The sequence below is a fragment of the Sulfodiicoccus acidiphilus genome, assembly GCF_003967175.1.
GTDB lineage: Archaea > Thermoproteota > Thermoprotei_A > Sulfolobales > Sulfolobaceae > Sulfodiicoccus > Sulfodiicoccus acidiphilus.
This window is the reverse complement of sequence record NZ_AP018553.1, coordinates 538,669-563,475: the sequence shown is the minus strand read 5'-3', so window position 1 is coordinate 563,475 and position 24,807 is coordinate 538,669. Positions and strand designations below refer to the sequence as shown.

Below are 24,807 nucleotides of genomic sequence, written 5' to 3'. Positions count from 1 at the left end.
TCGTGGAGAGCGCATTTGGCAAAGCTCTAACTAGCACGTAGGGTCTCCAGATTGCCTGGAGTCGAGCTCCGACCCCGACGCCTTTTAGGGGGCCTCACTCTTTACTTTTGGCCAGGGCGTGTGAGAAGCAAAGGAACCCATCAGTCGACGTGCTTCATGGAAGTTCCCCTTGGATAAGGTTACTGGTACCGTGAGTAGGTGACGTAAAAGAGAGGATGGATAGTGTTTATGGAGAAGGAACTGGGGTCAAACCCTATGAGCCCTAACTCCTTCCCTGCTACTGAGATTATCGTCGAGTGAGGATATCGTCTTTCAGAAGGGAGAATTCACTCTCGAGATCGATGTTCACTTTGGATGGAGGTTAACCGAGTTCAGGTCCTATCCATAGCTCCACGAGTCTCCTCATAGTATGAGGTCACCAACATTGTAGTCAACGCTAATCCTCCTGTTCCCACCGCCTCAACTAGGGCTAGGTTTCCCACTATTGAAGCAATGTAACTTAGCAACAGCGACGTGATTCCAGCAGTCATGAAACCCAAGTTCCAACTTATAGATACTCCCGTGGATCTCACCTCGGTTGGGAAGCTCTCGTTCACCAACACCATGACCGCTCCTCCTCCGAAGACTAGGACGAAGGACAGGGGAGCCACTATAGCAACCACCTCGTCCGGGGAACGTGCACCTGCTAGGGCTAGATAGAGAGGGACCCCAGCCAGGGCCAACAGGGCCCCTACCCCGGAGACGAACTTCCTTCCCTTAACTTCACTCAGGGCCCCACCGAGGAAACCTGAGGCCGCTGTGAATATGCTGTAAACTAGCAACGCTTCACTCACTTGAATGGAGGATAGATGGTCTACCTTCAAGAGAAAAGTGGGGAGGAGCCCCTCAGCTGTGAAGGCTAGAGACCCCCAAAGAGCAGTTAGCGAGGCAGCTAGGACAAACCTCCTCCTATAAGTCCTCACGACATACGACACAGTTCTCCTCGCCTTGCTTCCCCCGAACTTCTTCGACTCGGGTAACACGAAACCGAAAAGTAACATTAAGGAGCTTGTAAGAAACATGATTCGCCACCCCCATAGGGCATACTGATTCTGTCCCAAGGCAACGACCAAGACGGAGTACACGGCAGTGGCGACGAGGAAAGACGTCCCACTAACGGCCATGCCAGAACCACTGAACCAACCCCTGTCGCGTTCCTCTAGAGACTCCAGTCCGATGACGTTTATCCCTCCTGTTAGCCCTCCAGTGAAGAACCCTTGGACTCCTAAAAGTGAGAGGAATGTCACCGAGGCGGTGAGTCCTAGCGTCCTGTACCCAGGTAACATCGCCACTACTAGGAGGGGTACAACTGAGCCTACTGAGCCTATCCTAGTGAGGGCTCTCCTACCCAGCCTGTCCCCTAAGGGTCCCAACGTCCAACCACCGATCGGCCTCATCGCCAGCCCCAACGCCGCCGAGCCTATGGTGGCCGCCAAGGATAGGTAGGACGAACTACCGAAAAACACGGCAGAGAGGTAAGGAGAATTGAAGAAAGTCAGAGTAGAGTTGTTATAGACGAGGAAAGTATAGGCGATCAGGTTAAGGACGGCGAGCTTGGCAAGCTCTCTGTTCATGGGGGGAGTTGTGGGGATTGATCCTTTAAGCGCTCACATTAAGAGCGATGGGTCAACAGGTAATGCCCACACTCTCCTCCCCACAGCCCTCTCTATCGCACTCACCAGCGCGTCAAGAGTACCAATGGACGCCCCCTCCCCTATACCTTTGCTTGGGAGTGGTGCGTTGGATTTCCCCTCTTCGAAGTACTCCCACCTCACCCTGAAGGCCTGGTGTGCTCGAGGTATTCTGTAGGACCCGAAGTCTGTCATGATGGGGTTCCCGTTGCCATCGTACCTGATCTCCTCAGTGAACACCTCGCCGAAGCCCTGCATTACACCCCCCACCACTTGGCCCTCCGCCAACAGCGGATTCACCACTAGTCCCACATCGTCGATAGCCCTGTAGTCAAGGACGGATACAGAGCCGTCCTCCTCGACCTCCACTAGGGCAATGTGGGCGCCGTAGGGGAAAGTGTAGTTGTCGAGCCCGAAGTACTCTGTCACTTCCAGAGAAGGATCCCTCTTGAAGTTCCATGTTCCTCCCATAGAGGCCACCGTGGCCCTAGCTACCTCTGCCAAGGACATTCTCCTCCCGTCCTTTGGATTCTCCACGCCTCCGTCCCTGTAAACCAGTTCCTGAACGTCTGTTCCCATCAGCTCAGCCGCAAGTCCCCTCACCTTGTCCTTTAACTTCCTAGCCGCTAGGAGGGCCGCGTTTCCAGCCAAGGTCAGGCTCCTACTCCCGTACGTACCGAAGGCCTCCCCGATCAGGGAGGTGTCCCCCCAACTAACCTCTACCCGGTCCAAGTCCAAGCCCAACTCGTCGGCCACAACCTGGGCTATTCCAGTTCCAGCCCCCTGTCCGTGCGGGGCCGCGCCCACGATAACTTGCACCTTTCCGTCTCCCCTAACCCTGACGGATGCGCTCTCCCAAGGTCCGAAGTTGTTCTGCTCTAAATAGAAACAAAGCCCAGCCCCCACCCTCCTACCCTCGAGCTTCAACTTCCTCGCCCTTTCCTCCATTTCCCTGTAGATCAAACCCGCTCTCTCGAGAAGGTGAGAGTAGTTGCCTGAGTCATAGGTGAGTCCGAACGGGTTAGTATATGGGGTCTCAACAACTAAATTCCTTTTCCTCACCTCCACAGGATCTTCCTTGAGCTCTTCCGCTATGTAGTCCATGACTCTCTCTATAGCGAATGTCGCCTCTGGCCTTCCAGCACCTCTGTACTGGTCCAAGGGAGTGGTATTTGTGTAGACACCTAGCACTCTCACTTTGACGTCCCTGACCTTATACGGCCCTGGGAGCATTGTAGCAGCTATATCACCTAGGTAATAGCCGTGGGAGGCCGCACCCAAGTTTATCAGGGCGTCGTCCGTGAGCCCCCTGAGAACGCCCCTCTCGTCGAAGCCGAACCGTAGCTTGTGTATCTGATCCCTAGAGAGGTAAGTGCTGACGAAGTCCTCCCTCCTGGTGGCCACCCACTTCACTGGCCTCCTGAACCTGAGGCTGGCCTCAACCGTTATGTAGTCCTCAGGATAAGGAAACAGTTTAGCTCCGAAAGCTCCACCTACGTCGGCCTGTACCACTCTAACGTCTTCCACTCTGCCTCCGAAGGTCTCGACGAGGAACCTCCTCATGAAGTGAGGAGATTGTGTGGAAGCGTAAACAGTGAGCGAACCCCTCTCGTAAACTGAGAGAAGGCCCCTCGGTTCCATGGGAGAAGCGTAGACTCTCCCTATTTTCACTTTCAGTTCCCCCTTCTGGGGAGAAGACTCTATCGCCCTTAACGCGTCGCCGGACGCGTATTCCCTCTCGTATGCCAGCCCCTTTCCGCCTACAACCTCTTTGCTCCCAGTTGCGGCCTCCTCGGGATCTACGACGGCAGGGAGTTCATCGTAATCGAACTGTACTTTCTCGGCGGCGTCCACCGCAGCGTACCTGTCTGTAGCAACGACTGCAGCGACTGGCTGTCCGACGTAAAGTATCTCCTTTGAAGCCATGGGAAAGTCTTCGGGCCTGTTGTCCACCTTGAATTTGACCCCAGTGAGCACTCCTACAACCCCTTGCACTTTAAGAGCGTCTGAGTAGTCGACGCTCTTCAAAAGCGCGTGGGCTACCGTGCTCCTAACTACGACGAGGTGGAGAGTCCCCGGGAATTCAATATCGTCGATATACCTTCCTCTTCCGGTTATGAGCTTAGGATCCTCCTTCCTCCTGATAGGTCTACCGACGTAACGCATGAAGTTATTAGACAGGAGGTGGAAAATAACTGCAGATGGGAGCAACGGCGAGGTCTCAAATACACCTCAGTAAAGCCTCGAACTAGCCGAGGCTAGCCGGTTTACGAAAATGGGGGTTAAGCGATGGAAAACCTCAACGTAAGTACCTATACTCCACAGACATCAGCCTCGACTAGGAAGAGGTCGCGAAAGGCCGAAGTTCATTTCAGGAGATAAGTCTCACGGCAAACCTGAGGTCCTAGGATACCAGGACTCATCTCTAGGTCTGAGGAACAGGTCATAGGACTACCTGATCCTCTTCTACGTGGCCGTCAACACGGTCAGGGGACCTTATCCTCTACCTGAACCTGAGGAACGTGAGAGAGCTCCAGAAGTTCATTGAAACTGTTTAATAGGCGCAGGTGAGCTGATGAAAATGTTTAAGCTACTTAAAGGTACCATAACAGCTACTTCCTACTTCGTATGATTATACATGACTAGAGGAGGCTCTTCTACAAGGGCTAGACTCGACTTCTATCACTTTTAGCTTTCAACTTCTTGTCAAATGTAAGCAAAGGTAAATTTAACTTGACCGAAACTGATAAGATCAAAAAGTCGTTAAAGTCATCATAACCCTTTATCTCCCCATTATTACTTGAGGCACAGTAAACGTCATCTATAGTCTCAGGTACTATCTCGATTTTGGGATCGTTGATGACTTCATCTATTAACTCAAAATTTAGCTTATTATTAATAATAAAATAGGCAAGTTCTGTAATGGAAATTAACGGTAAATAGGCCTTCTCGAGTTTACTCCATTCTATTAACGCTCTCTCGTGATACTCGTGATCTTTAAACATAACGGCTATTACAAAATTAGTATCAACTACCGCCTCTAGCAATTTCCCTACCAGCCACGTTTATTACATCATTGATCTCCTCGTCAGTTATCTTCCTCCCCAAAGTGAGGTTAAGAGAAGATATATCGCCCCTCTTCTTCTGTATTATTATCTTATCGCCTTCCACTTTCACGATAAGCTTGTCCCCCATTTTTATACTCAACTTTTGCCTAACCTCGTAAGGTATCGTTATCTGATAGTTCCTAGTTACCTTTACTTCCACGGACACGAACTAGCCCTAGTAACATATATAATTAACTGTAGCAGTCATTAGATTTTGACCGACTTTGACTCTACGGGGTTGAGGAGGTGAAAGACCGTAGTGGGGATGGACGGCTCCGACAGAAATTTCTTTCATAGATAAAAGACTACGGCAATTTGGACCTCGGCCGTGAAAGCCGGTCATACCGTCGAGACCGTGGGTACTTACGTCTGTGGACAACTACCTTCCATATCTCCTTATTTCATACGGGGAGTCACGCAACTGTCCGTCTAAACCTCCGCTATGGTTAAGGAGTATAGAGGTCGCTCCCGGAAGCAGGAGACCTTCGAGGCGAGGACGCCCCTTCGCGTGGACGGTAGAGGGTTAAGATCCACGGGCATAGAGTCCAGTTCCCATTCAAGGGACTTTGGAGAATCTAGTACGTAGATTGAAGCGAAGACGAACTTCCCGAAACTTCACTTCGACTAGGACCTCACGGAGACCGTTCAGTCGGTGACTGTCGTTGGGTATAGTCTCTAGCAAATTAGTATTTGAATTGTAAGCGGCTGTCCATCCTTACCACAAATGGCGATCCCCTCCGAACCCTCCTACGTAAGCCTACAGCCTATCGGTTCCGGTGGGTCGTAACTACGCCTCACAAAATAGCACAGAATCTAGAACGACGGTTTTCTGTGTGGAAGCCTTGTTTTTCTTTAGTTCCGACGAACTTAGAGTAAGAAAAAATAGAGCGATGTTAGAGGCTCACTTATCAAGTCCCACATCTAGGTCTAACTTGTGAAGTTCATCATAGCATTGACCTTGATCGGATTGGTTTCACTCGCAGTCGTGTTCTCCCTCCTTCCCTTCTTGACATTCTCCACCACAGCCCAAGTTCAAGCAAGCTTGGGCCCAAATATGTTTGAACTGTTTAATGTGAGTAACTCAACCTACCTAAAGGTAACTAACATTTACTCTGTTCCGATCGACGTCATCTATAACGGCGACTCTCAGTGGCTCATGCCTTCTCAGTACTATGTCTTTGTCTACAATCCAAACGCGACTCAGTTTAAGGTGGTCTTCTCTGGAGGTTACGTGGTTGAGGTAGTGAATCTACAATCTAACTAGTAATGGTGAACTTCACTTAGCTTTTCTTTGTCATGTAAGTGAGGCTCCAGCTCTTTATCGTAAGCAAAGAAACAAGGTTTGTTGCCGGAGTTATCTGCCTTCCTCTCCACCCTGGGAGGGGTTCCCTTCAAGGGCTTGTAGTTCTCGTCGATTAAGGTTTACACCCCTCGGCGGGGAGTGGAGTAGGTTGGAGATCCACTTCGCATGGAAAGACCTTCGTTCACGATGTCTACCCCCTTATGGGAGAAATTGGGGTGTGTAGCTGGTTTCTATATCTCAGTCGAACTAGGGAGGAGCATCGTTGGTGTCAACGATTGACGTTCCGAAATACAGTATGTGAACTACCCCTCCCTCACGGAGGGAGCGTGTCCACCTCGCGATGGGGATTTCCTGTTTCTCAGAGAAACCTCGATCCCCTTCCGTAGCGGAGGTTCGGTGGAACCGTCCTGTGAACAGTACGGGAGGGAGGTCACGGAGGGTTTCCTATCGACAGGCGTGAGTTCCCCCAGCCCCTAGGGTGCGACCCAGCTCTTTCAGTTAGATCTGGGAAACACTGGGGTTTTTATCACAAAACGTTTCTACGAGGGGGCTGTCCACCATCACGGAAGGGGACTTCCGCCCCCTTAATCCCCGTAAAGTTAAAGCTCGTATAAGGAGGCCGTATCCACTGGAGGCCTTCCCCGCCCTCAATTTCCTCACTCGCAATCCGAAATGCTTATTCTTATATCACGAGCTTAGTGAAAAACTGTTGAAGCGGGTAGCTTTGGTTCGAGTGCAGTTACTTTCACGACGCTAGCTGTGATGTGGTAGGAGTTGGGAGGTTAAATGATGATCTCTGACCTTCTCCATTTCTCACCAAATGATGAGGTACGATCCAAAATCGGTAGGGGAGCTCTAGCCCTGACGGGCCAAGAGGAAGTCAACCCAACAAAACTAAGCTAAGAATGTGAGATCTGATAATTGAATTTTTCTTGTAATATTTATTATTGAAAGTCAAAATCTAGTAATCTAGATAAATTGGCTCTCCCTTTAATATTTATTTACCTGACGTATATAGAACATTCGTAATTACATATTTTTGGGACTATGCTATATGGCTCTTATGAAGTATAGGAGAAGAACTAGGTTGGAAATAGTGAAGGCGATTCTATCTACCTGTAAGGAAGGAAAGAGTAAGACCAGAATAATGAGGGAGACCAACCTCAACTTCAGGCTCACTAGGCGGTGGGTGAGAAGGTTAGTTGAACTTAAGGCACTGAACGAGTTTCAGGGCAAATACTACACCACCGACATAGGCCTCGAAATGTTAAATAAAATAAACGAGTACGAGCTAGTTAGGAAGGCGTATCGCCAAATAGAGATGGAAATTTACGACGAAATCGGCTCCTCCAAGAAGGTTAAAAGGAAGTTGCAACAAAAAAATTAACTCTTATTCAAGTTCCTCCTTAGATCGTCGTTTAGTCTCATGTACTCTTCTCTCAATGAGCGGTATTTCCGTAATTTGTCTAACAGGTTCCTTCCCCTCTCCGTGAGGAAGAACATCTCGCCATCTTCCTCCCTTTTTATTATGAGTCCCATCTTCTCCATTTCGGAAATGTACTTCTTAGTCAGTTCGTAGCTGAGGTTGGCAGTGTACATTATTCTCGTCTTTCTACTACCCTCTCTACAAGCCTCCATTATGTCCATCATTATTTCAAGCTTGTTTCTGTTTCTTCTAGGCATGTTTATCTATTCCTTTTTCTACTATTTGTGCAAGCGGACAACAATTTCTCTATTTTGAAAGAAATATGGTTCCGCGGTAGATGAAACAAATGATACCTACCTCTTTGGCCCTTTCAAGTCGATCTACGGTCTCTGGAGGTAAGTGACCGTCTAGCTTTAGAAGTTGAAGTAGCCTGATATTCTCCTCAAGAGGAAGTAGAGTAGTAGGGCCACAAGGCCTACATCAGCTACTAGGACGCCGTAAAACATAGGCCCGTTCTTTACTACTAATAAATCGAACAGGAACACGAAGAAGAACAGGAACACCAATTGAACGAGGTACACTGCGGTCCTAATATCTTCAGTAGGCGTAACTCGTCCCTCTCTTTCTTCTAAGAACGAGGTTATAAGGGTAGTCCACATCTGAAAGCTATCCATATGCTTCCTGCTCTGACTGGATACCCTAACTTGCGTACTCGATTCTAATAACCGTTTTTAACACCTGAACCTAGGAAACGGAGTTAGTGAAGGTGGAGAAGTGAACTGTCGGCAACTCCGCTTCTAGGAACGGGTACGTAGAACCTCCTCTAGGACGGGCCACCTTAGGAGAACGGTAGGACCTCCATCCTAAAAGGGTAGATGCATCACTTATCCTCAGGACGTCAATGAGACCCCTAACTGTCAACCTCCCCTCCTCCTTAAGGGGGTGGTCACCCGCTTTAGAAACAGGCGGAACGGGCGTATTCTTGAGTAAGACTGTATTGTTGGCCTTCCTACTCAAACGCCTGGTCGTCTAGTCCTAACATGCATTTAGTTAAAATACTCTAAGGTAAAGCCTATTTCCAACAACTGAGAGATCTCCTCGTGTCTGGCAACTTCGTCCTAGCTAGGGTGTGGAGTTCCTCTAAGGTTAGGAGCGACGTAGTTCTCGTATCGGGCTCCTTAATGAGGAGCGCAAGGATCTCCCCTGGGGACGTAGTTGCCATAATTGGTGTGAGGATGGTTCCGCTCACTGTGATGGAAAATAGGGACGAGAAGGATGGGGTTGTCATAAATCCGGAGCAACTGCGGTGGATCGGCGTGCGAGAGGGTGAGAGAATTGCAATTAGGAGGGTGAGTCCAGAGCCCCTGAAGTCACTGACAGTTTCTCCCTCGTCTCAAAGGAAAGTTGACGAGAGGAAGCTCAGTCTCGAGCTCAGAGGGCGTGCTGTCATGAGAGGCTGCCCTCTTTACGTCAAGGACGGAGAGTTAGTCGCTGTCTCCCTCACTCCACAGGTTGAGGTGGGGGTGATCACTGGGGAAACTCAACTGATCGTCTCCTCGGACGTGATAAGGCTGACTCAAAAGGGAGTTCCTCCAGTGACCTTCAACGATGTCGGTGGACTGGGAAAGCAGATCTCTACCATGAGGAAGATCATCGAACTGGCCTTGGTCAGGCCGGAAGTCCTTAGGCTGCTCGGACTAAGGCCTCCCAAGGGAGTGCTTCTCTACGGCCCCCCAGGAACTGGCAAGACTCTCATAGCGAAGGCGGTAGCGAATTCGCTAATGGCCAACTTCTACTACATAAGTGGGCCCGAGATAGGGTCGAAGTACTACGGGGAGAGCGAAAAGCGGTTGAGGGAAATATTCGAACAGGCAGAGAAGAGCGCCCCCTCAGTCGTATTCATCGACGAGATAGACGCCATAGCACCTAACAGGGACGTGACAACTACTGAAGCGGACAGGAGAATAGTGGCCCAACTCCTCACTCTCATGGACGGAGTGTCGTCTGGGGGAGGTGTGTTGGTGATAGGGGCAACCAACAGGCCCAACGCGGTCGATCCAGCCCTCAGGAGGCCTGGGAGGTTCGACAGGGAAATCGAGGTCCCCGTCCCAGATAGGGACGCTAGATTGGAAATACTTAAGATACACACCAGAAGGATACCCCTATCTGAGGACGTCGACGTCGAGAAAATAGCTGACATGACGAATGGGTTCGTGGGAGCGGACTTAGAAGCCTTGGTTAGAGAGGCGACGATGAGGGCCCTAGAGAGGCAGCCTGAAGTAGAGAAGCTTAGGGTGACTTCCGAGGATTTCCTGGATGCCATGAAGGGAATTGAACCATCGGCCCTGAGGGAGTTCAGGGTCGAGGTTCCGTCTACTAGGTGGGACGACATAGTTGGACTGGACGAGGTGAAGCAGGAACTCAGAGAGGTGGTGGAGTGGCCCCTCAAGTACCCAGAGACGTTCAGAGAAGCGGGAGTGGAACCTCCAACTGGCGTCCTCCTCTACGGTCCGCCTGGCACTGGAAAGACCATGCTAGCGAGGGCAGTAGCCCACGAAGGTGGGGCTAACTTCATTGCCATAAACGGCCCAGAGCTCATGAACATGTACGTTGGGGAGACCGAGAAGGCCCTCAGGGAAGTGTTCAAGAGGGCCAGGCAAGCTTCGCCAACTGTCATATTCTTCGACGAGATAGACGCGATCACGGTGACACGGGGCTACGACCCAAACAGAGTGTCTGACAGACTAGTGAGCCAACTCCTTACTGAGATGGACGGCGTGTCGAGACGCAGGGAGAGGGTGGTCGTGCTCGCCGCGACTAACAGGCCGGACATAGTTGACCCGGCTTTGTTGAGGCCGGGAAGGTTCGAGAGACTAGTTTACGTCCCTCCACCGGACTTCAACACGAGGGTGGCCCTCTTCAAGACCTTCCTAGACAGACACCCTCATGGAGAAGTAGACGTGGGAAAGCTGGCGAGACAGACGGAGTTCTTCTCAGTGGCTGACGTTAAGGGTGTGGTCGATAGGGCGGCCTTGCTCGCCATAAGGAGAGCCCTCTCCTCCGGCTCGAGACCCAAGGTAGAGGAAGGAGACTTAGTCGAGGCCATGAAGTCAATTAGACCCACCATAACGCAGGCCATGCTCAACTTCTACAACAGTTTCAGGGAGAGGTCGAGGGGAGGTGTACAAGTTATTTGAAGTGTTCTCGATTTTCGGCTTGATGGTGTTTGCGGGGGTCCTTGCGGGAGTGATGACTATGGTACTTCTCGGTGTTGCGGAGAGCGAGATCGTGGAAGCCCTCCGACTGGACAGGATTTCGAGGGAGGAGCTTAGGGTAGTCTTCATTTTAATTCTATTCACGATTTTCACCGGAGTGCTGGAGGGCTCCTTGGTGTCAACTAGAGGGCTCCTCATGTGCATTGAGGCTGTGCCTTACGTCCTGGCCATAACGTGGAGGAGATTAATAGCGAGGTGAATACGGTTTACCTACTCGAATATCGTAACGTCTTTGGGGAGTTTTTGAATGTGTATAGTTATGTGTGATTCTAGAGAAAAACTAGAGGATCGGGTGTCGGAAACCAATCAGACCGTGGATTTACGTATTTGTCCTTCCTTCATAGACTCTCTGTTCCTCAGTGAGAGAAGAACTAATTTATCATACAATATAAGATTAATTTTAGACTATGAGTTTAACCACACTTGGACAGATCAAAATGCCACTTCTAGTAGTTTCCGATAAGTAAACTACCCCTCCCTCACGGACGGGGCATCTCCCGGTGGGGATTTCCTGCTTCCCGGAGGAACCTCGATCTCCTTACGTAGCGGAGGTTCAGTGGAACCTTTCTGTGAAAAGTACGGAAGGGGGATCGCGGAGGGTTTCCTCTCCACGGGCGTGAGTTCCCCCAGCCCCTAGGGTGCGACCCAGCTCTCACAGTAGAGGTCGTAGAAATAGTATTTTGACAACCGTAAAGAGGTTTACATAAGGGGGCTGTCCGTCCCCACGGAAGGGGACTTCCGTCCCCTCAACCCCCGTTAAGTTAAAAATTACCTTACCGTTTATCGTAACGAATCGGAAGTTGTCGAGTGCTTCACCAGACGCTATTAGTTTACTCCTCATCTGGTAAGACAGGAATCGCGATCACCTCTCTGTCTAACATTCCCTTAACTTTTTCGTGAACACTTTTGGGAACGTATATTGCATATTTTGGGTCTCCGTACTTGTCACACCCTGTTGAAGATATTTTGAGTGAAATGTAATTTAGATGTTCTATTATTAATTATTATAAATTTTTAAATTTTCATATTAACACTTAATAAGAGAGTATCACAATAAAGTCTATGAGCAGTGTGAGGTGCAGGAAGGCACCCAATGAAACTCCCAATGTTCTCGAAGGGAGTCAATACCGTAGACGGCAAGGGGAGGGAAATAAGGGGGTGTGAGGACGAGAGGTTGAATACAAAATCATGAAACCTCAATGAAAGTTCGACCCACGTCGAACATTCCCCGTTAGTAAAAGAGAGACTCTTCGATGTTGATAAATCTTCGATGTTAATAAATTTGTATTGAATTCCCTAGTATCTAGACTTCGAAGGAGTTGATGTGAGTGTTCCTTCTCCAATTTTTAGGGCTCAGGGAGGATAAGGGCGGATGCACATAGGTGAGGTCGTAGCCGAGGAGCATAAGGTAAGCCAAGTTAGGATCGCCTACTGAGTTCGTGAAGGTCTTTTCAGGAAATCGTGAATCGGCAAGAGTTAAAGGTGCACAGGTGGGTGGTAGAGGTAAAGCAGACGGGGTCTCAGCTGAAATAGGGGAACTAGATTTCGAAGTTCTTTAGTTTAGTTAGGGCATCCTCGAAGTCCTTTTTCTTCTCCTTGTACCTCTGAAGTACCTGCAGTATATCACTTCCCTTCTTCGTTATGTAGTACATTTCGTCTTGCTTCATTAGCAACCCCTTCTTGATCAAGAGTTCCGTATATCGCTTCTGGAGCTCGAAACTGAGGTTCGCCCCGTACATGAGCTTGGTTTTCTTCGCACCACCCTTACAAACCTGTAAAATGTCGTAAACTATTTCATATTTATCTCTCTTCCCATTCACACCGGGTGCCATGCGCTCCTTTCTACCTAAGAAATTTAACTGGCTATGGACAGCAACGAGGTTTTTTATAAAAACTGAAGGGAAATTAAGACGTGTTATCTGTGTACAAATATCTAGAAGAAGAGACTTCCCCTCCTAGTTAGTGTAGATGCATTGAAACTGATCTTCATTAGGCTAAGGATAGTGTAAGAAAAGTAGTTTGATAACCCTCCACTACATTTTCATCTCGTCAACCACTGCGTCACGTTCTTGTAAGTCAGCATAGAGTAAATGAACAACGGATAAATCACGAACAAACCCAGTAGACCCATCGCTATGTACTCCAGAAGGTTGATGTGTAGGGATCTCGTGCTCACTCCCATTCCTCTAAGGCTAAACTGAGTAGTAAGAACAATACCGAAAACGAATACCACCACAGAAACGGCGGTTACTGGCAGGTTGTATGTGAGGGCCGCCTCTAGGAAGGATCCCACTTCTCCAACCACATGGACGTTAGCTATGACCGTCTGCATCCATGCCGCTGTGAACGAAATAGGAGCTAGCAGATACATCAACATTTGGAACCTGTATTTCCTTGTCGACCTAAAGAAGAGGCCGGATTTCAAGTCCTTGATGAGGTATAAGTAACCGCTCCTGGCCCATCTGAGCTGTTGGTAAATGAACTTGACTAGAGTGGGTTGGGCCGCAGACATGGCCTCGGCCGTTGATTGATAGACGGTCCTATGACCCTCGATGTTAGCTAAGAAGGTCAGTGCTCTGTCGTCAGCAAGGGCAATCTTCCTTCCGTCCCACGCTTCCGTCAGAAAGTCGTTCGCATGCTTCACTAAGAATTCCCTCCTATAAGCCGCTATCTTGCCATCAATAACGATCATTTCTCCATTCAAGAACCGAGAAACCACGTCTCTAGACAGCTCTATTATTTGGCCGAAGAGATAAGGAATACGCTCACCAGTCCTAAAGAGCTGCGGATGTCCCTGAACCCCTACTACCTTGGGATCTGAGAACGGCTTTACTAGTTCCTCGATTGTGTGTGGCTTCATTACCGTATCGCTATCCAGTTGGACAACTATGTCACCCTTAGCCATCAACCAACCTAGGGCAAGTGAAGCCCTCTTTCCGAGCTTCTCGGTCGAACTGAACACGAGTGTATTAACAGTCTTAGCTCCATACTTCCTCGCTATCTGTTCTATTTCTTTCCTTCCATCATCATATATAACTATAATTTCGTCGGGTCGATTAGCGACTGCACTCTTTATGCATCGCTCGAAGATCTCTATTTCCTCGTTGAACTCGGGAATGAGAACTGTGACTTTAACGTTCTTTCTATCTAAACCAGTCGAGTATGGCTTATATCTCCTGCTTAAGGCCCCCCTTATTATGGTGGCCGCGACTAGGAAGAAGAGGAAATGGATCGGCCAATACACAAACACGTTGTTTTCTATCATGTAAAACAGTTCCAGTATCTCAAATATCATTAGCGTGCCACTACCACCACAGTTTAAATACTTCAATAGAAATTTAATGAAGGCGGTATGGCTTTTTCTACTTCGCCTTTCTGAAAAGAGTACAAAAATTTTCAACCTTAATTTGCATTGAGGGACTCAGTGATTTGTGATGCCCGCGTAAGTTGAGTTACATAAGTCTTCTACAACTTTCCCTATAAGTTGTAGAAAGTGTGTTACCTATCATCTGAAGAACAGAATTCTAATCAGGATTTTCGGCGGAGTTGAATCTATCTATAATATTTTTCAATAATGTTGAGGGAACGGATGACCGTAGTGAGGTGGTTCCTCATTTAAATTTCCCCTCAGGGAGTCCACCGTGAAGGTCGTAGACAGGGTGAGTGGCAGAGATGTCCAGGCGAGGGTCAGCAAGGTGCGCCTCCATTGTGGCCGACGGCCCTCCATGGGCACCAATGGGTTCCGTATCAGAATTGGGACTGTCCTCAGAGCGCATGTAGTTCCCTACCTATTGGGCAAGGTAGGGCCGTGAAGTGAAAGACCCGTCCGTGGGAGTAGTTCACAGAAGTCTTGTCCAAGGAATTAGGTTCAATTCTCACTCTTGTGGAGAGTTGAGTCTAGACCTCAAAATGAGACCATCCGCCAATAGAATAATAGAGCCTAACACGAAAGAGGAGTAGTCAACAACTGTACCCCCAAAGGTGAACGAGGCGGCGAGTAAGAGGGATCCAATTGAAATTAAGAACGCGTCACCTAACCTGACTTTTCTAATTGTCGTTTTTCCAATAGGTCTCCCTGCCTGTGGCTTCAACTTTTCTGACTCCTCAGGGAGGAGTCCCATTATTCGTACTCTCTTAAGCTCGTAAGTTAATTTTTCCCTAAGTCGCTCTTCTATTTTGAAACCCAAAATTAAAACGATGTCGATCTTTTGATCATGGTAACTAAGAGTACTCGCTCTGCTTACGACATCTTCAAGATCCTCTGGCTCTACTGCGACGAAGTAAGCGTAAGTCCCCCTCTCAGTTCGAAGGACGTAGTCCACAGGTATTCCATACATTACGACTTCCCTTCTCCCATCATGTATCTTGGGATATTCTTCAATGTTCTTAATCAATCCTACAAAATATCTCAGTAGGAGCAGCTCCTTAGCGGGCTTCTTCGCTCTGAGGAGTGGTGCTCCGCAAGAGCTACAGAATTTCGCCTCTTTGAAGTTTATTGCTCCACATTCCTTGCATCGGCGCAAATACTTGCTCGCCACGGCTTTAAGCGCGTCGTTCCCTAGAACGTCTCCTTCCACCGGTTAGCATGAATGAGAGACCATATAAGGAGCTATGATTTTCTTGTTCACTTTTTCTATACAGGATAATCAAAATGTTTGAGGCACCGCAACTTCAACATATAAGAGGGGTAGCTGTATTAACAACCGAATGTTGGAAGATTAAAGAGTAAAAAAGATCAATTGGACCGGAATGAACTAGCGATTGCGATGACTCGTCGATGGAGGTGATAGACGTGGAGGCTGGGGAGGTCAAACCTCTCTGAGGGAGTACCTTCATCTGATATTCGCCTTCCGTGAATATAGAGGGAGAGCATAAGTGCGTCTGTCGAGATATCCGAAGAAAGTCGACGGATTCCCTATTGTCAACGGGTCCTAACCCACCAGTAGGAACATTCGGAGGTATATCCAACTGCCAGGCAGGGACGTCAACTCGAAAAAATGACGGGAACTCCTTGGGAGGTACTTCAATGGCAAAAGAGAGCGTCAGAAAGTACAGAAGCACTGAATTTTACACTCAGCTTAGAACCCTCTTATGTGAACTAAAGATCGAGCTGATATAGAGAACCGAATACGTCCCGTTTATGGGATCCATTTGTCGGGAATAGTTATTGAGTAGAAAAACATGCTATTTCAGACGTAGGATCTTTTAATTCCTGTATAGAAATCCCCCATCATTAGTATCCAATTACTTAAATATGGAAGAGTGGGGCTGACATTGTGTTAAAAATTAAGGTCGTTAGAATTATACTTCTGTTAGCCTTAGTACTAGCAGTCTCCGGAGGACTATCTAACAGTTACGTTAGTAGGACATTTATATCCTTTAGTCCTTCTATCTCTTGGGCATCGGTTCCGAGGGAGACAGGAACTACTCAGATTCAATTTTCCCTCGTTTACGCCGAGAGTGTTGACAGTTTTGCCGTTGAAGTCCAGATTCTACTACCTCAGGGTGTATCAAACGTGAGTGGTGGAAATGTGGTTTACACTGTCTTCCCTGTTAGTTCTGGGAACGGTGTCCTGAAGTTCAACTTCTCAGTTGTATTAACAGACAACGTCAAAGGGCCCCTCTCATTCCCAGTGAGCTTGTCCTGGCTAACCGCCGAGAACGGGACCTTCTACAATCGTACTGTAGTGACACTGCCATTCTACGGTTTCCCAGAGGTGAAGGCCAAAGTTCTGAACGACGTTGTGGATCCAGGATTTCATAACCTGACTGTGGAGGTAAGTAACGTCGGAAGCTCAAACGTTTCAGATATAACGCTTAATGTGGAGAGGTATGAACTCTCTCCGCTAGTTCTCCAATTCCTGCGGCCTGGACAGACATATGAAGCTCGGGTGGAAGTATTCGTACCTCCTCAGCTCACCTCGTTAGACTCGGTACTGGCTCTAAGTTACGATACCCCCTATGGTCTCTTCGCTAATTACTCTGCACCTTTCGACCTGGGAATTACCCCACAACTGCTGGACTTCCTCAACGGCCTAAACGTCCTCACCTCCCCCAACTACGCAGTTTACTCTACTGTAAACGTGCTGGACCTAACGCTCACTAACGTCTTACCCTTCACGACTAATCAAACATATTTGTTGTTCTCGAGTTCGGTTGGAAAAGTATATCCTTTCACTGTCTACGTAGGACAATGGGAGAGTGGAGACGTCCTGGACCTAAATGAGACTCTGAACCTTTCGGCTGTTCCGACCCTCGTGCTAGGCTCTCACGTACTACTATCAATAAGAGAAGTGTACACTTCACCATTGGGTGTAGAGAACTTGACTCTGGCAGACCTCTCCATTCCAATAACTACACCTTCCTCGGATCCCGCCGTTATCGTAGAACCAGGGAGCGTACAAACCTCTGCCACCACTGTAAACGTCACCATAATTGATTCCTTGAACGTCTCCGTTAAGAACGTTTCGATAGAACTGGCTGCTACCAATGGAACGTCTAAACTGTCCACCCAGGATATCGAATTGAATCAGGTCTCCTCCAACAAACCAGTGGAGTGGAACGTATCCCTCGATCCTTTAACGGGTAGAATCAGACTTTCAATGAACATAAGCTACGACGTTTTTAACGTCACCTATACGGAGAACCTCAACGAGAGCATCGAAAGATCGCCTGCTGTAGTGTCACCCATCTTTATACCTCGTCTAACTATAGCTTACAACTTCACTGACCTGGTGGAGCAGCAGGGTAGAGTAACTGGAGACCTTGTCCTCACTGTCACCAACGTGGGCAACGGAAGTGCACAGGACGTCTACGTCACTCTCTATCCACTCAACGAACTCTACGTTTTCCCAGTATCGGTGAACTTGGGAACCCTTCAGCCAGGCTCATACATACAAGAGGTCTTCATAGTTTCCGGAGGTGTGGCAAATTACACTCTTCCAGTAACCTTAACTTACTCGGGAGGGGGAAATAACTTCAGGTTGTCCCAGAACCTCAGCTTCGATAACTACCGCGTACCCAACACCATTCTATATCAGCTTGGCCTGAGGCTGTACCATTGGTTCTCTTACAAGTTTTACAGAGTTCCTGTGGCCCTATTGGCGCTCCTAATGTCTTTCGTCCTTATAATCACCTTACCCCCATCTAAGAGGAGTTCATGATCCCACATTTCTTATTAACTTTGGACGGAAGTGGGCACTATGCAGTTCCAAGGTAGTTTCAAGGTCAACTCCCCGAAAGAGAAGGTGTGGGAGTTCCTAACTTCCCCGAGAAGGTGGCCTCCTGTTTTCCAGGACTGAACTCCATTAATAAGGAGGGAGACGGATACAAGATCTCTTTGAGACTGGGAGTCGGACCGATCAAGGGCGACTTCAAGGCGACCATGAAGTACTCGGAGGTGATCGAGGGAAAGTCGGTGACCATAAATGCTAGGGGAACAGGGATGTCAAGCAACGCGGACCTGACGGCTCGCGTAGAGCTGAACGACGGAACTCCACTGGAGCTCAAGTGGGCGGCCGACGTGAAGGTTGGAGGGGTACTGGCTTCTGTCGGGTCCAGAATGATGGAGGGGGTTGCAAATAAGATAGTGGACGAGCTCTTTCAATGTCTGAAGGGAAAGCTGGAGAGCTAGCGACCAGGAGGTCCCTAGCTCCGTCTATATGAAGGAACGAGGAGTGGACTACTCTTACCCATGGGATGAAAAAATTTTCAGTTAAATGAGGAGAATTGATGAAAACTCGTCAACTAGGCAACGGTATTTGTTCAAAATCCTCCAACACTACAGATATCCCGATTATACTAGGGAACTTCCATTCTCCCTCGGTGGGGAGACACTGACGAAACCAATCAAGTAACATTGAGGGACCTCGTCCAATCCTGCTTCCCAACATCCCCATTGAGGGTTGCCGTCCTCTTCCATGTTATCCACACTGGTTCCGTCCTCCCTCACCTGGTATCTCTTGGATGTGGACGCACAATCTGGGAATGTTTTGGTATTGTGATAACCGAGGAGCTAGGGATAATCGGTTTGATTTTCGAAATCCTCGTTCTCGATCTCTTCGCTCGGCCGTGGAACTTGGTGAGAGCTGCTCTCAACGACGAGTTGGGAAGAAGGGTGTTACTGGCTTTGGGCTCCGCCTAGATTGTTACCCTCATACTGTTCTTTGCCCTACTTCTGAGAAAGACGGAAGTCATCCTGTTCCTGCTGCCTTAACGGCGCACGGCATTCAGTCAACTGAGTTCTGGAGTACCGGAGGGTTTCTGGAGGGTTAGCATCGATTCCGTGGAAAGATTAGGGCCTTCACTCAGGGATCCACGGTGATGGCCGACAGACTCGGTGCGATGTCCATGACTTTCCTTTTTCCATTGATAATATCCAGGGCCTGGATGATCCCTACCGTGGTGGGCCTCGCGGTCCTCTCCTTCGCGGTGGTCCTAGTGACTACGAGGTTACCAGAGCCAAACCAGGTAAGCCTGGGGTTTGGGCTTCATAGGATTTCATAATATTTAATATCAATCCTCAACCCTTGGGCTTCACCGGAGTCCCGGGATAACCCGTTCACACCCCTCCGCCCCTTTAGCGGGGTAACCCCGACCCACACCCGCGGTATTTCACGGACGTGGGGAAACCCGCACATCTTGAGGTAGATATTAAGAGACGCGTTCAACTGCCTATCTAGTGTGAACCCACACCTCCCACACCTGAAAGTCCCGCCGACCTTTCGGGAAACCCGTCCACATCTGGGGCAGGACTTAGACGTGAGGTACGGGTTAACCTCCTTTTCAAGGGAACCTTAAGGTGGTGCCCTTAAGGTGGTGCTTTGTACTTGAGAATTTTGTGGATAGCCCTTCAAACGTTCCTAGGTATTCCTTAGGTAGCTCATCGTCGGCGTCTTCGAACGTTTTTGCTTGCTCAACTTCTCAACGGTAAATATCGTCACGGGATACATGTCTAGGAGTTAGTTAACGAGCTTGTAAACGTAATCCTGTATGCGGTTCTTTTCGCGGTGATAGTACTTCCTCACCAACTCCTTTCCCTTCCCTACCGTGGCTGGAAGCGAAGGAGTGTACCCTACTCCTCTTCAACTGAGTTCCACACTTTAAGCTGTACAACTCCTTCAGCTAGACGGTAACGAACTTCTCTGCGTCGTAAGCGTCGAGAGTGTGTAAGTTGCTATCAATAGCTAGAAAATATAGGGGAGCGCTCCATGGTAGCTTACGACGGAAGGGTAGGTAAACCTCGTCTCCCCGTTCAAGGGGTCACCAAGTTCCAGCCCTATAACCTTCTTCGAGAGCCACGCTTTATGCATAGAAGGAGACCCTACAGTGATCACGAGTAGCAATGTGAGGAGAATTGGGTTCGATTAGACTCCTATGTTCTGGCCGGGAGTCCACACTCCCTAACCCAGGGGGGCTACCGGGTACAGTTGTGTATTTTACCTGAAAATGACGTTTCTTACACATCTATACATGGAAGCCTCTAACCCAGGTGCGGGAAGGCGGGAAAGAGGAATGAGGACGAGAGGTGGAATAAGACGTGGTGAAACCTCAAGAAAATCAGACCGTTAAGCAGGCCCTCGAAGAAATCAACTTTCAGTTAACCCTTTAACTCACTTCGTCCACATCGTTCTTCTGACTTCCATTGGACAAGAAGGTAATCTACCTCGCGCTGGTCCTGTTCACTATAACCTTCTCCCTAAGGGCAAGCAACAACATGTTAATGACCACAGTCCCACTCGTGGCTAGGTACGACTTCCACTTCTCAAGTGCTGTCGTGGGAGTTGTAGCCTCCGTTTCCTCGGTCTTCGCATTTCTTGGGAGTATCATAAACTCCAGATTGAGGGGGGAATCCCGGAGGAAGACCTTCGTCTACGCCTCCTTAGCCTATGCGGTGCTGTTCCCTTTGTTCTACCTCTCCAACTCGGTGACCGTCTGGCTACTCTCCGCGGCTATAGGTCTGGCCATGGGCCTGGTCACTCCAAACTTAATAAATGTGGCCGGGTCGTACGAGGACAGGAAAGTGAGGGAGAGGATGCTCTCCTTCTACACCGTGATCCTAAGCTTGTCCCTCATAGTCGGTCCCTCAATAGAGTCTGTGGTCCTCATCCGGTTCTCCCTCCTCCAAGCTTTCCTGTTCTTCTCCGTATTCGCCGCAACTGTGGCCGGCACTTCCTTCACTGTCAAGTTCAAACCATATGGAGGACGAGTGACTACAAACAGGGAGGTCTGGAAGTCGTCAGGCTTCAGGGCTGCAGTGTTCAACAACCTCATGTACTCGTTACCTTTCGGTATGCTCACCACCTTCGGTGGGATATATGCGGTCGAGCAGTTCCACCAATCCTACGCCGTCGCCACCCTCCTCTTCACTGCCTTCTTCGGAACATCACTATTAAGTAGGTTCGCCTTTACTGTGAGACCTCCCAAAAACCTGTGGGCCATGATAGGACTCTCCTCGGTTCTCACGGCTGGAGGGCTATTAGCGGTAGCGTTCTCTCCGAACGTCACGGCCTACGCTATGGCCCTGCTGGCATTGGGTGTCCCCCACGGCCTAACTTTCCCTACGTCACTGGTGTTACTGTCAAGGGCCTTCCCATCGGAGGAGGAGAGGAACGTAGCCAACAGCTTCTACTCGGCGTTGATGAGTGGTGTGGGGTCTTTCATCCCTATAGTACTGGGGGGGATAGTCGAACTGGCCGGCCTACGATTCGCCTTCGCTCTCCTCGTACCCGTGTCAGTGGCGTTCTCCATCCTTTTAGTTAGGGAGTACCTATCCCAGCCTAGGGAGGAGAGGCCACAACCCCTAGCTGCTGGTCAGAGGCGCTAACTGACCAATCTTGATCGGCTCTGGCCTCTCAGGTGCGAGGGATCTCTCTCAGAGTCCACAGTGAGGTGGGCACCGTTCCTCGGTGGATTCGAACAGTAACAGCGAACCGGAGGGAAAGTGAAGACATCGACGGCCCTAGCACCTACGACACCTCAGGCCTGCCACCAAACAATATCACCGTCTTGACGATGGAGCTATACTAAACTCGATTAAGAGGGACCGTTCTACTCCCTTGGCCTTCCCTCCGCAATCTCACCAGGCAAATTAAATCTACCACTGATAAAAAAGGAAAATCCTTTTTAAGGGGGGCGCGCAATGGAACTGGTGGATCGATACGCGATCGTCGCTGGAGCGAGGATACACTACGTAGAGGAAGGTTCAGGAAAACCAGTGATCCTCCTTCATGGCGCCAGGTTCAACGCCCACACTTGGGTCGAGGTGGGCACGTTGAGAGCATTGGCGGAAGCTGGCTTCAGAGCAGTGGCGTTGGACATGCCTGGCTACGGCCAGTCTCAGCAATCTCCACTCGACCCCGCTGAGTTCGTCCTCAGGTTCGTCGACTTCGTCGATGGAAGGGCAGCCCTCCTCGGAGCGTCGTTGGGAGGAAACGTAGCACTGAGGGCTTCTCTGAAGGATCTGACCAAGGTGTGGGCCCTCGTACTCGTTGGAGCGGTAGGGGTGGTTGACCAAGGAGAGAAGCTCGACTTCCTTAACCTCCCCATCCTACTCGTGTGGGGAAAGAGGGACGAGGTGTCACCTAAAGAGAACTACGAGGCCCTACAGAGGAGGGGAGCAGAACTGAAGCTGGTCGGGGTGAGACATGCTTGTTACCTAGACGCACCGGACGAATTCAACGAGACGGTGACGGAGTTCCTGAGGAAGGTAAGACCATAGAGGTGCTCGGGAACGAGCTCTTGATTAAAGTGATGAGGCACCTCAGAAAGGCCAACATAGACTACGGAAAGTCGGTGGCCTTAAACGTTGGGGTACCGCTGGAGGAGGCAGTCGCTGCTCTAGAGGAGCTCGAGAGGAGGGGATTGATTGAGAGGGTCCACGGTTCTGCCGTTAAGAACACCGAGGCTAAGTTCAAGCTTTCCTCCGAGGTGAGGAAACATCATACCTACTACAGGCTCACAAGGTGTGGCGAACACCTTCTGAGAGAACTCGAGAGGGATCCGGTGCAGGCCTACCTTGAATCTCTGGGAGAGACTGACTTGAAGGTGCTGGAAGTTGCGGAGAAGGTCAACGTTGACCACGCGTTGACGTTCGCTAAGCTCACCGGAATGAGTCTGGAGGAAGTGAATAGGGAGCTGGAGAGATTGGTTAAGCTGGGTCTGATGGAGGAGGACAAATCCAAGGTGATAAAGTTCGGGGAAAGAAAGGCCAAACCCAAGAGGGAGACGAGGACTCATCACAAGTACTACAGGTTGAGTAGGCTGGGGGAACTTGTGGTTAGGAGGAGCAGGAAATGACTTCCCTCTCGCTCTACCTCGAGTCCGTCGAGTCCAGCTATAACGTGTTTCTTTTCCAATCAGACTTCAGAATTACTTGGGGTCGCCGAACTTTCCATCACCTCGGTCCCCTTCTACCTCTGACTCCGCCTTTTCCACCAGAGACATTGCACGGGAAGTAATTGACCCATCTATGACTAGGTCGTCCAGGAAGACTCCGACCCCACCTTGCCCCCACTATGGTGCTTGCTCCCCCTCAACCACCCTGGCCCACCCCAATGACCTCTTCACCGCCTCCTTCCATCCTCTGTAGAGCTTCTCCCTTCGTTCTTCTAACATGGTCGGGTAAAAGGTCGCTTCTGGTTTCCACTTTCCCACAATGTCCTCCAACGACCACAAGTCCACAGCCAACCCCGCTAGGAAGGCCGATCCTAGGGCAGTAGTCTCCAACACCTTGGGTCTGACCACCGGCACTCCGAGGACGTCGGCCTGGAACTGCATGAGCAGTCTATCCCTAGTAGCGCCACCGTCCACCTTCAGTCTGGAGATCTTAGCCCCTGAATCCTTCTCCATCACCTCGATCACGTCCCTAGTCTGGTAGGCAATGGACTCCAGCGTAGCCCGGGCTATGGTGGACCTCGAAGTGCCCCTGGTAATTCCAACTATCACACCTCTAGCGTATGGGTCCCAGTAAGGGGTACCTAGTCCAACGAAAGCGGGGACGAAGTACACCCCCTCGTTATCTCTCGAGGTGGAGGCGAGAGACTCGACCTCGTCCGAGCGGTCCAAGATCTTCAGACCGTCCCTAAGCCACTGAACTGCGGCCCCAGTGGCGAAGACGCTTCCTTCCAGTGCGTAAGAGACCCTTCTCTTATCGAGTCCCCACGCGATGGTGGTGAGTAAGTCCTTGGATTTCACAGGGTCAAAGCCCAGGTTCATGAGAACGAAGTTCCCAGTGCCGTAAGTGGACTTCACTTCGCCTGGTGACATGGCCGCCTGTCCGAAGAGGGCCGCCTGTTGATCGCCGGCGTCTCCAGACACTGGCACCGGAGCCCCTACTCCCTCCACCGCGTCCCCGTAGTTCCAGCTAGATGGCAGGGGCTCTGGGAGAATAGATTGAGGAACCTTAAGCAATTCAACAATGTCGTCGTCCCACTCCAACCTCCTCAGGTTGAACAGCATAGTCCTAGACGCGTTGCTGTAGTCGGTTACGTGAGCCTTTCCTCCAGTCAACTTCCATATGAGGTATGTGTCTATCGTTCCGAACTTCACGTCTCCCTTCTCCGCTTTCTCCCTGAGGCCAGGAACGTTATCCAACAACCAGATCAACTTAGAGGCGCTGAAGTAGGGGTCGGGGATCAGGCCTGTCCTCTCCTTAAAGAACTCGGCGTAGTTGTTCCTCAGCTCGTCCGTGAACTTGGCCGTCCTCCTGTCCTGCCAGACTATGGCGTTGTACACTGGCCTCCCAGTCCTCGCGTCCCAAACGACGGTGGTCTCCCTCTGGTTCGTCACCCCCACGGCCGAGATCTGGGAAGGTTCGACCTTAGCAGTTCGCAGGGCGTCCCTGATGGCCTTGAGCTGGGCCTCCCATATGGCCTCGGGGTCCTGCTCCACCCACCCAGGACGTGGAAAGAACTGGGGGAACTCGTACTGACCGAAGCCGACGAGTTCCGCTTCCTCGCTGAACACCGCGGCCCTCGCACTGGTAGTGCCCTCGTCCAAGGAAAGAACGAAACGAGTCACATGTGGT

Annotated in this window: 22 protein-coding genes and 1 pseudogene; 11 read left to right on the top strand and 12 right to left on the bottom strand. The window is 49.9% G+C overall.

The features are described from left to right. Positions 1 to 371 precede the first annotated feature (371 nt). The 4 genes from HS1genome_RS03030 to HS1genome_RS03015 all read right to left on the bottom strand — a co-directional run bounded on the left by HS1genome_RS03030 (position 372) and on the right by HS1genome_RS03015 (position 4,943). A complete protein-coding gene (locus tag HS1genome_RS03030; protein WP_126449552.1) occupies positions 372 to 1,613 on the bottom strand; it encodes an MFS transporter in 1,242 nt (413 codons plus the stop codon). A gap of 33 nt (positions 1,614 to 1,646) precedes the next feature. Beyond that, positions 1,647 to 3,836 carry a glyceraldehyde dehydrogenase subunit alpha gene (cutA, locus tag HS1genome_RS03025; protein WP_126449550.1) on the bottom strand — a complete coding sequence of 730 codons (2,190 nt, stop codon included), beginning with the start codon at positions 3,834 to 3,836 and terminating at the stop codon, positions 1,647 to 1,649. 500 nt (positions 3,837 to 4,336) lie between these two features. Beyond that, on the bottom strand, positions 4,337 to 4,717 hold the full coding sequence (locus HS1genome_RS03020) for a PIN domain-containing protein (RefSeq protein WP_229768172.1): 381 nt from the start codon (positions 4,715 to 4,717) through the stop codon (positions 4,337 to 4,339). After that, a complete protein-coding gene (locus HS1genome_RS03015) occupies positions 4,698 to 4,943 on the bottom strand; it encodes an AbrB/MazE/SpoVT family DNA-binding domain-containing protein (RefSeq protein ID WP_126449548.1) in 246 nt (81 codons plus the stop codon). Before HS1genome_RS03015 ends, HS1genome_RS03020 begins: the two co-directional genes overlap by 20 nt. Positions 4,944 to 5,711: 768 nt before the next feature. On the opposite strand from HS1genome_RS03015, the gene HS1genome_RS03010 reads away from it, so the two are divergent. Both HS1genome_RS03010 and HS1genome_RS03005 read left to right on the top strand, forming a co-directional pair. Further along, a complete protein-coding gene (locus tag HS1genome_RS03010) occupies positions 5,712 to 6,041 on the top strand; it encodes a hypothetical protein (RefSeq protein WP_126449546.1) in 330 nt (109 codons plus the stop codon). Between the two features lie 1,102 nt (positions 6,042 to 7,143). Beyond that, positions 7,144 to 7,467 carry an Sso10a family chromatin protein gene (locus HS1genome_RS03005; protein WP_158613706.1) on the top strand — a complete coding sequence of 108 codons (324 nt, stop codon included), beginning with the start codon at positions 7,144 to 7,146 and terminating at the stop codon, positions 7,465 to 7,467. On the opposite strand, the gene HS1genome_RS03000 is transcribed toward HS1genome_RS03005, so the two are convergent. The 3 genes from HS1genome_RS03000 to HS1genome_RS11965 all read right to left on the bottom strand — a co-directional run bounded on the left by HS1genome_RS03000 (position 7,464) and on the right by HS1genome_RS11965 (position 8,427). After that, complete coding sequence (locus HS1genome_RS03000) at positions 7,464 to 7,763, bottom strand: Sso10a family chromatin protein (RefSeq protein WP_126449542.1); 300 nt, start codon at positions 7,761 to 7,763, stop codon at positions 7,464 to 7,466. The genes HS1genome_RS03005 and HS1genome_RS03000 overlap by 4 nt on opposite strands. A 156-nt stretch (positions 7,764 to 7,919) precedes the next feature. Next, positions 7,920 to 8,180, bottom strand: a complete 261-nt coding sequence (locus tag HS1genome_RS02995; protein ID WP_126449540.1) for a hypothetical protein — start codon at positions 8,178 to 8,180, stop codon at positions 7,920 to 7,922. Between the two features lie 70 nt (positions 8,181 to 8,250). After that, entirely contained in the window at positions 8,251 to 8,427 is a 177-nt protein-coding gene (locus tag HS1genome_RS11965; protein ID WP_158613705.1) for a hypothetical protein, read from the bottom strand. Positions 8,428 to 8,606: 179 nt separating this feature from the next. Here HS1genome_RS11965 and HS1genome_RS02990 point away from each other — a divergent pair, with 179 nt between their 5' ends. Beyond that, positions 8,607 to 10,703 carry an AAA family ATPase gene (locus HS1genome_RS02990; protein ID WP_229768173.1) on the top strand — a complete coding sequence of 699 codons (2,097 nt, stop codon included), beginning with the start codon at positions 8,607 to 8,609 and terminating at the stop codon, positions 10,701 to 10,703. Continuing rightward, entirely contained in the window at positions 10,687 to 10,980 is a 294-nt protein-coding gene (locus tag HS1genome_RS02985) for a hypothetical protein (RefSeq protein ID WP_126449538.1), read from the top strand. Before HS1genome_RS02990 ends, HS1genome_RS02985 begins: the two co-directional genes overlap by 17 nt. A 1,339-nt stretch (positions 10,981 to 12,319) precedes the next feature. On the opposite strand, the gene HS1genome_RS02975 is transcribed toward HS1genome_RS02985, so the two are convergent. The 3 genes from HS1genome_RS02975 to HS1genome_RS02965 all read right to left on the bottom strand — a co-directional run bounded on the left by HS1genome_RS02975 (position 12,320) and on the right by HS1genome_RS02965 (position 15,358). Beyond that, positions 12,320 to 12,613 carry a winged helix-turn-helix domain-containing protein gene (locus HS1genome_RS02975; protein WP_126449534.1) on the bottom strand — a complete coding sequence of 98 codons (294 nt, stop codon included), beginning with the start codon at positions 12,611 to 12,613 and terminating at the stop codon, positions 12,320 to 12,322. 209 nt (positions 12,614 to 12,822) lie between these two features. Next, positions 12,823 to 14,076: a glycosyltransferase gene (locus HS1genome_RS02970; RefSeq protein ID WP_126449532.1), complete on the bottom strand. Its 1,254-nt coding sequence runs from the start codon at positions 14,074 to 14,076 to the stop codon at positions 12,823 to 12,825. 580 nt (positions 14,077 to 14,656) lie between these two features. After that, positions 14,657 to 15,358 (bottom strand): zinc ribbon domain-containing protein, encoded by a 702-nt coding sequence (locus HS1genome_RS02965; RefSeq protein ID WP_126449530.1) that lies wholly within the window; start codon positions 15,356 to 15,358, stop codon positions 14,657 to 14,659. Between the two features lie 939 nt (positions 15,359 to 16,297). Between HS1genome_RS02965 and HS1genome_RS02960 the strand changes: the two genes are divergently transcribed. The 4 genes from HS1genome_RS02960 (at position 16,298) to HS1genome_RS02950 (ending at position 19,286) form a co-directional block, all read left to right on the top strand. Further along, on the top strand, positions 16,298 to 17,944 hold the full coding sequence (locus HS1genome_RS02960) for a COG1361 family protein (RefSeq protein WP_126449528.1): 1,647 nt from the start codon (positions 16,298 to 16,300) through the stop codon (positions 17,942 to 17,944). Between the two features lie 86 nt (positions 17,945 to 18,030). Then, complete coding sequence (locus tag HS1genome_RS02955; protein ID WP_232018780.1) at positions 18,031 to 18,414, top strand: SRPBCC family protein; 384 nt, start codon at positions 18,031 to 18,033, stop codon at positions 18,412 to 18,414. 366 nt (positions 18,415 to 18,780) lie between these two features. After that, positions 18,781 to 18,924, top strand: a complete 144-nt coding sequence (locus tag HS1genome_RS11960) for a hypothetical protein (protein ID WP_158613704.1) — start codon at positions 18,781 to 18,783, stop codon at positions 18,922 to 18,924. Positions 18,925 to 19,100: 176 nt separating this feature from the next. After that, positions 19,101 to 19,286, top strand: a complete 186-nt coding sequence (locus HS1genome_RS02950; protein ID WP_126449526.1) for a hypothetical protein — start codon at positions 19,101 to 19,103, stop codon at positions 19,284 to 19,286. On the opposite strand, the pseudogene HS1genome_RS13280 reads toward HS1genome_RS02950, so the two are convergent. Next, positions 19,271 to 20,095, bottom strand: a pseudogene (locus HS1genome_RS13280) (zinc ribbon domain-containing protein); the annotation flags it as partial. The gene HS1genome_RS02950 and the pseudogene HS1genome_RS13280 sit on opposite strands and share 16 nt — an antisense overlap. Positions 20,096 to 20,424: 329 nt before the next feature. On the opposite strand from HS1genome_RS13280, the gene HS1genome_RS02940 reads away from it, so the two are divergent. The 3 genes from HS1genome_RS02940 to HS1genome_RS02930 all read left to right on the top strand — a co-directional run bounded on the left by HS1genome_RS02940 (position 20,425) and on the right by HS1genome_RS02930 (position 23,078). Continuing rightward, positions 20,425 to 21,606 carry an MFS transporter gene (locus HS1genome_RS02940; protein ID WP_126449524.1) on the top strand — a complete coding sequence of 394 codons (1,182 nt, stop codon included), beginning with the start codon at positions 20,425 to 20,427 and terminating at the stop codon, positions 21,604 to 21,606. 315 nt (positions 21,607 to 21,921) lie between these two features. Then, positions 21,922 to 22,500 (top strand): alpha/beta fold hydrolase, encoded by a 579-nt coding sequence (locus HS1genome_RS02935; protein ID WP_126449522.1) that lies wholly within the window; start codon positions 21,922 to 21,924, stop codon positions 22,498 to 22,500. Continuing rightward, positions 22,497 to 23,078: a DUF2250 domain-containing protein gene (locus tag HS1genome_RS02930; protein ID WP_268243609.1), complete on the top strand. Its 582-nt coding sequence runs from the start codon at positions 22,497 to 22,499 to the stop codon at positions 23,076 to 23,078. Before HS1genome_RS02935 ends, HS1genome_RS02930 begins: the two co-directional genes overlap by 4 nt. Positions 23,079 to 23,294: 216 nt before the next feature. Here HS1genome_RS02930 and glpK read toward each other — a convergent pair whose 3' ends face one another. Next, a complete protein-coding gene (gene glpK / locus HS1genome_RS02925) occupies positions 23,295 to 24,800 on the bottom strand; it encodes a glycerol kinase GlpK (RefSeq protein ID WP_126449518.1) in 1,506 nt (501 codons plus the stop codon). Between the last annotated feature and the right edge of the window lie 7 nt (positions 24,801 to 24,807).

What these genes read in the sequence shown, in the direction of transcription:
- HS1genome_RS03030 (WP_126449552.1), bottom strand. Translation starts at nt 1,613, where the DNA reads ATGAACAGAGAGCTTGCCAAGCTCGCCGTCCTTAACCTGATCGCCTAT.
- cutA (WP_126449550.1), bottom strand. Translation starts at nt 3,836, where the DNA reads ATGCGTTACGTCGGTAGACCTATCAGGAGGAAGGAGGATCCTAAGCTC.
- HS1genome_RS03005 (WP_158613706.1), top strand. Translation starts at nt 7,144, where the DNA reads ATGAAGTATAGGAGAAGAACTAGGTTGGAAATAGTGAAGGCGATTCTA.
- HS1genome_RS03000 (WP_126449542.1), bottom strand. Translation starts at nt 7,763, where the DNA reads ATGCCTAGAAGAAACAGAAACAAGCTTGAAATAATGATGGACATAATG.
- HS1genome_RS02995 (WP_126449540.1), bottom strand. Translation starts at nt 8,180, where the DNA reads ATGGATAGCTTTCAGATGTGGACTACCCTTATAACCTCGTTCTTAGAA.
- HS1genome_RS02975 (WP_126449534.1), bottom strand. Translation starts at nt 12,613, where the DNA reads ATGGCACCCGGTGTGAATGGGAAGAGAGATAAATATGAAATAGTTTAC.
- HS1genome_RS02970 (WP_126449532.1), bottom strand. Translation starts at nt 14,076, where the DNA reads ATGATATTTGAGATACTGGAACTGTTTTACATGATAGAAAACAACGTG.
- HS1genome_RS02935 (WP_126449522.1), top strand. Translation starts at nt 21,922, where the DNA reads ATGGAACTGGTGGATCGATACGCGATCGTCGCTGGAGCGAGGATACAC.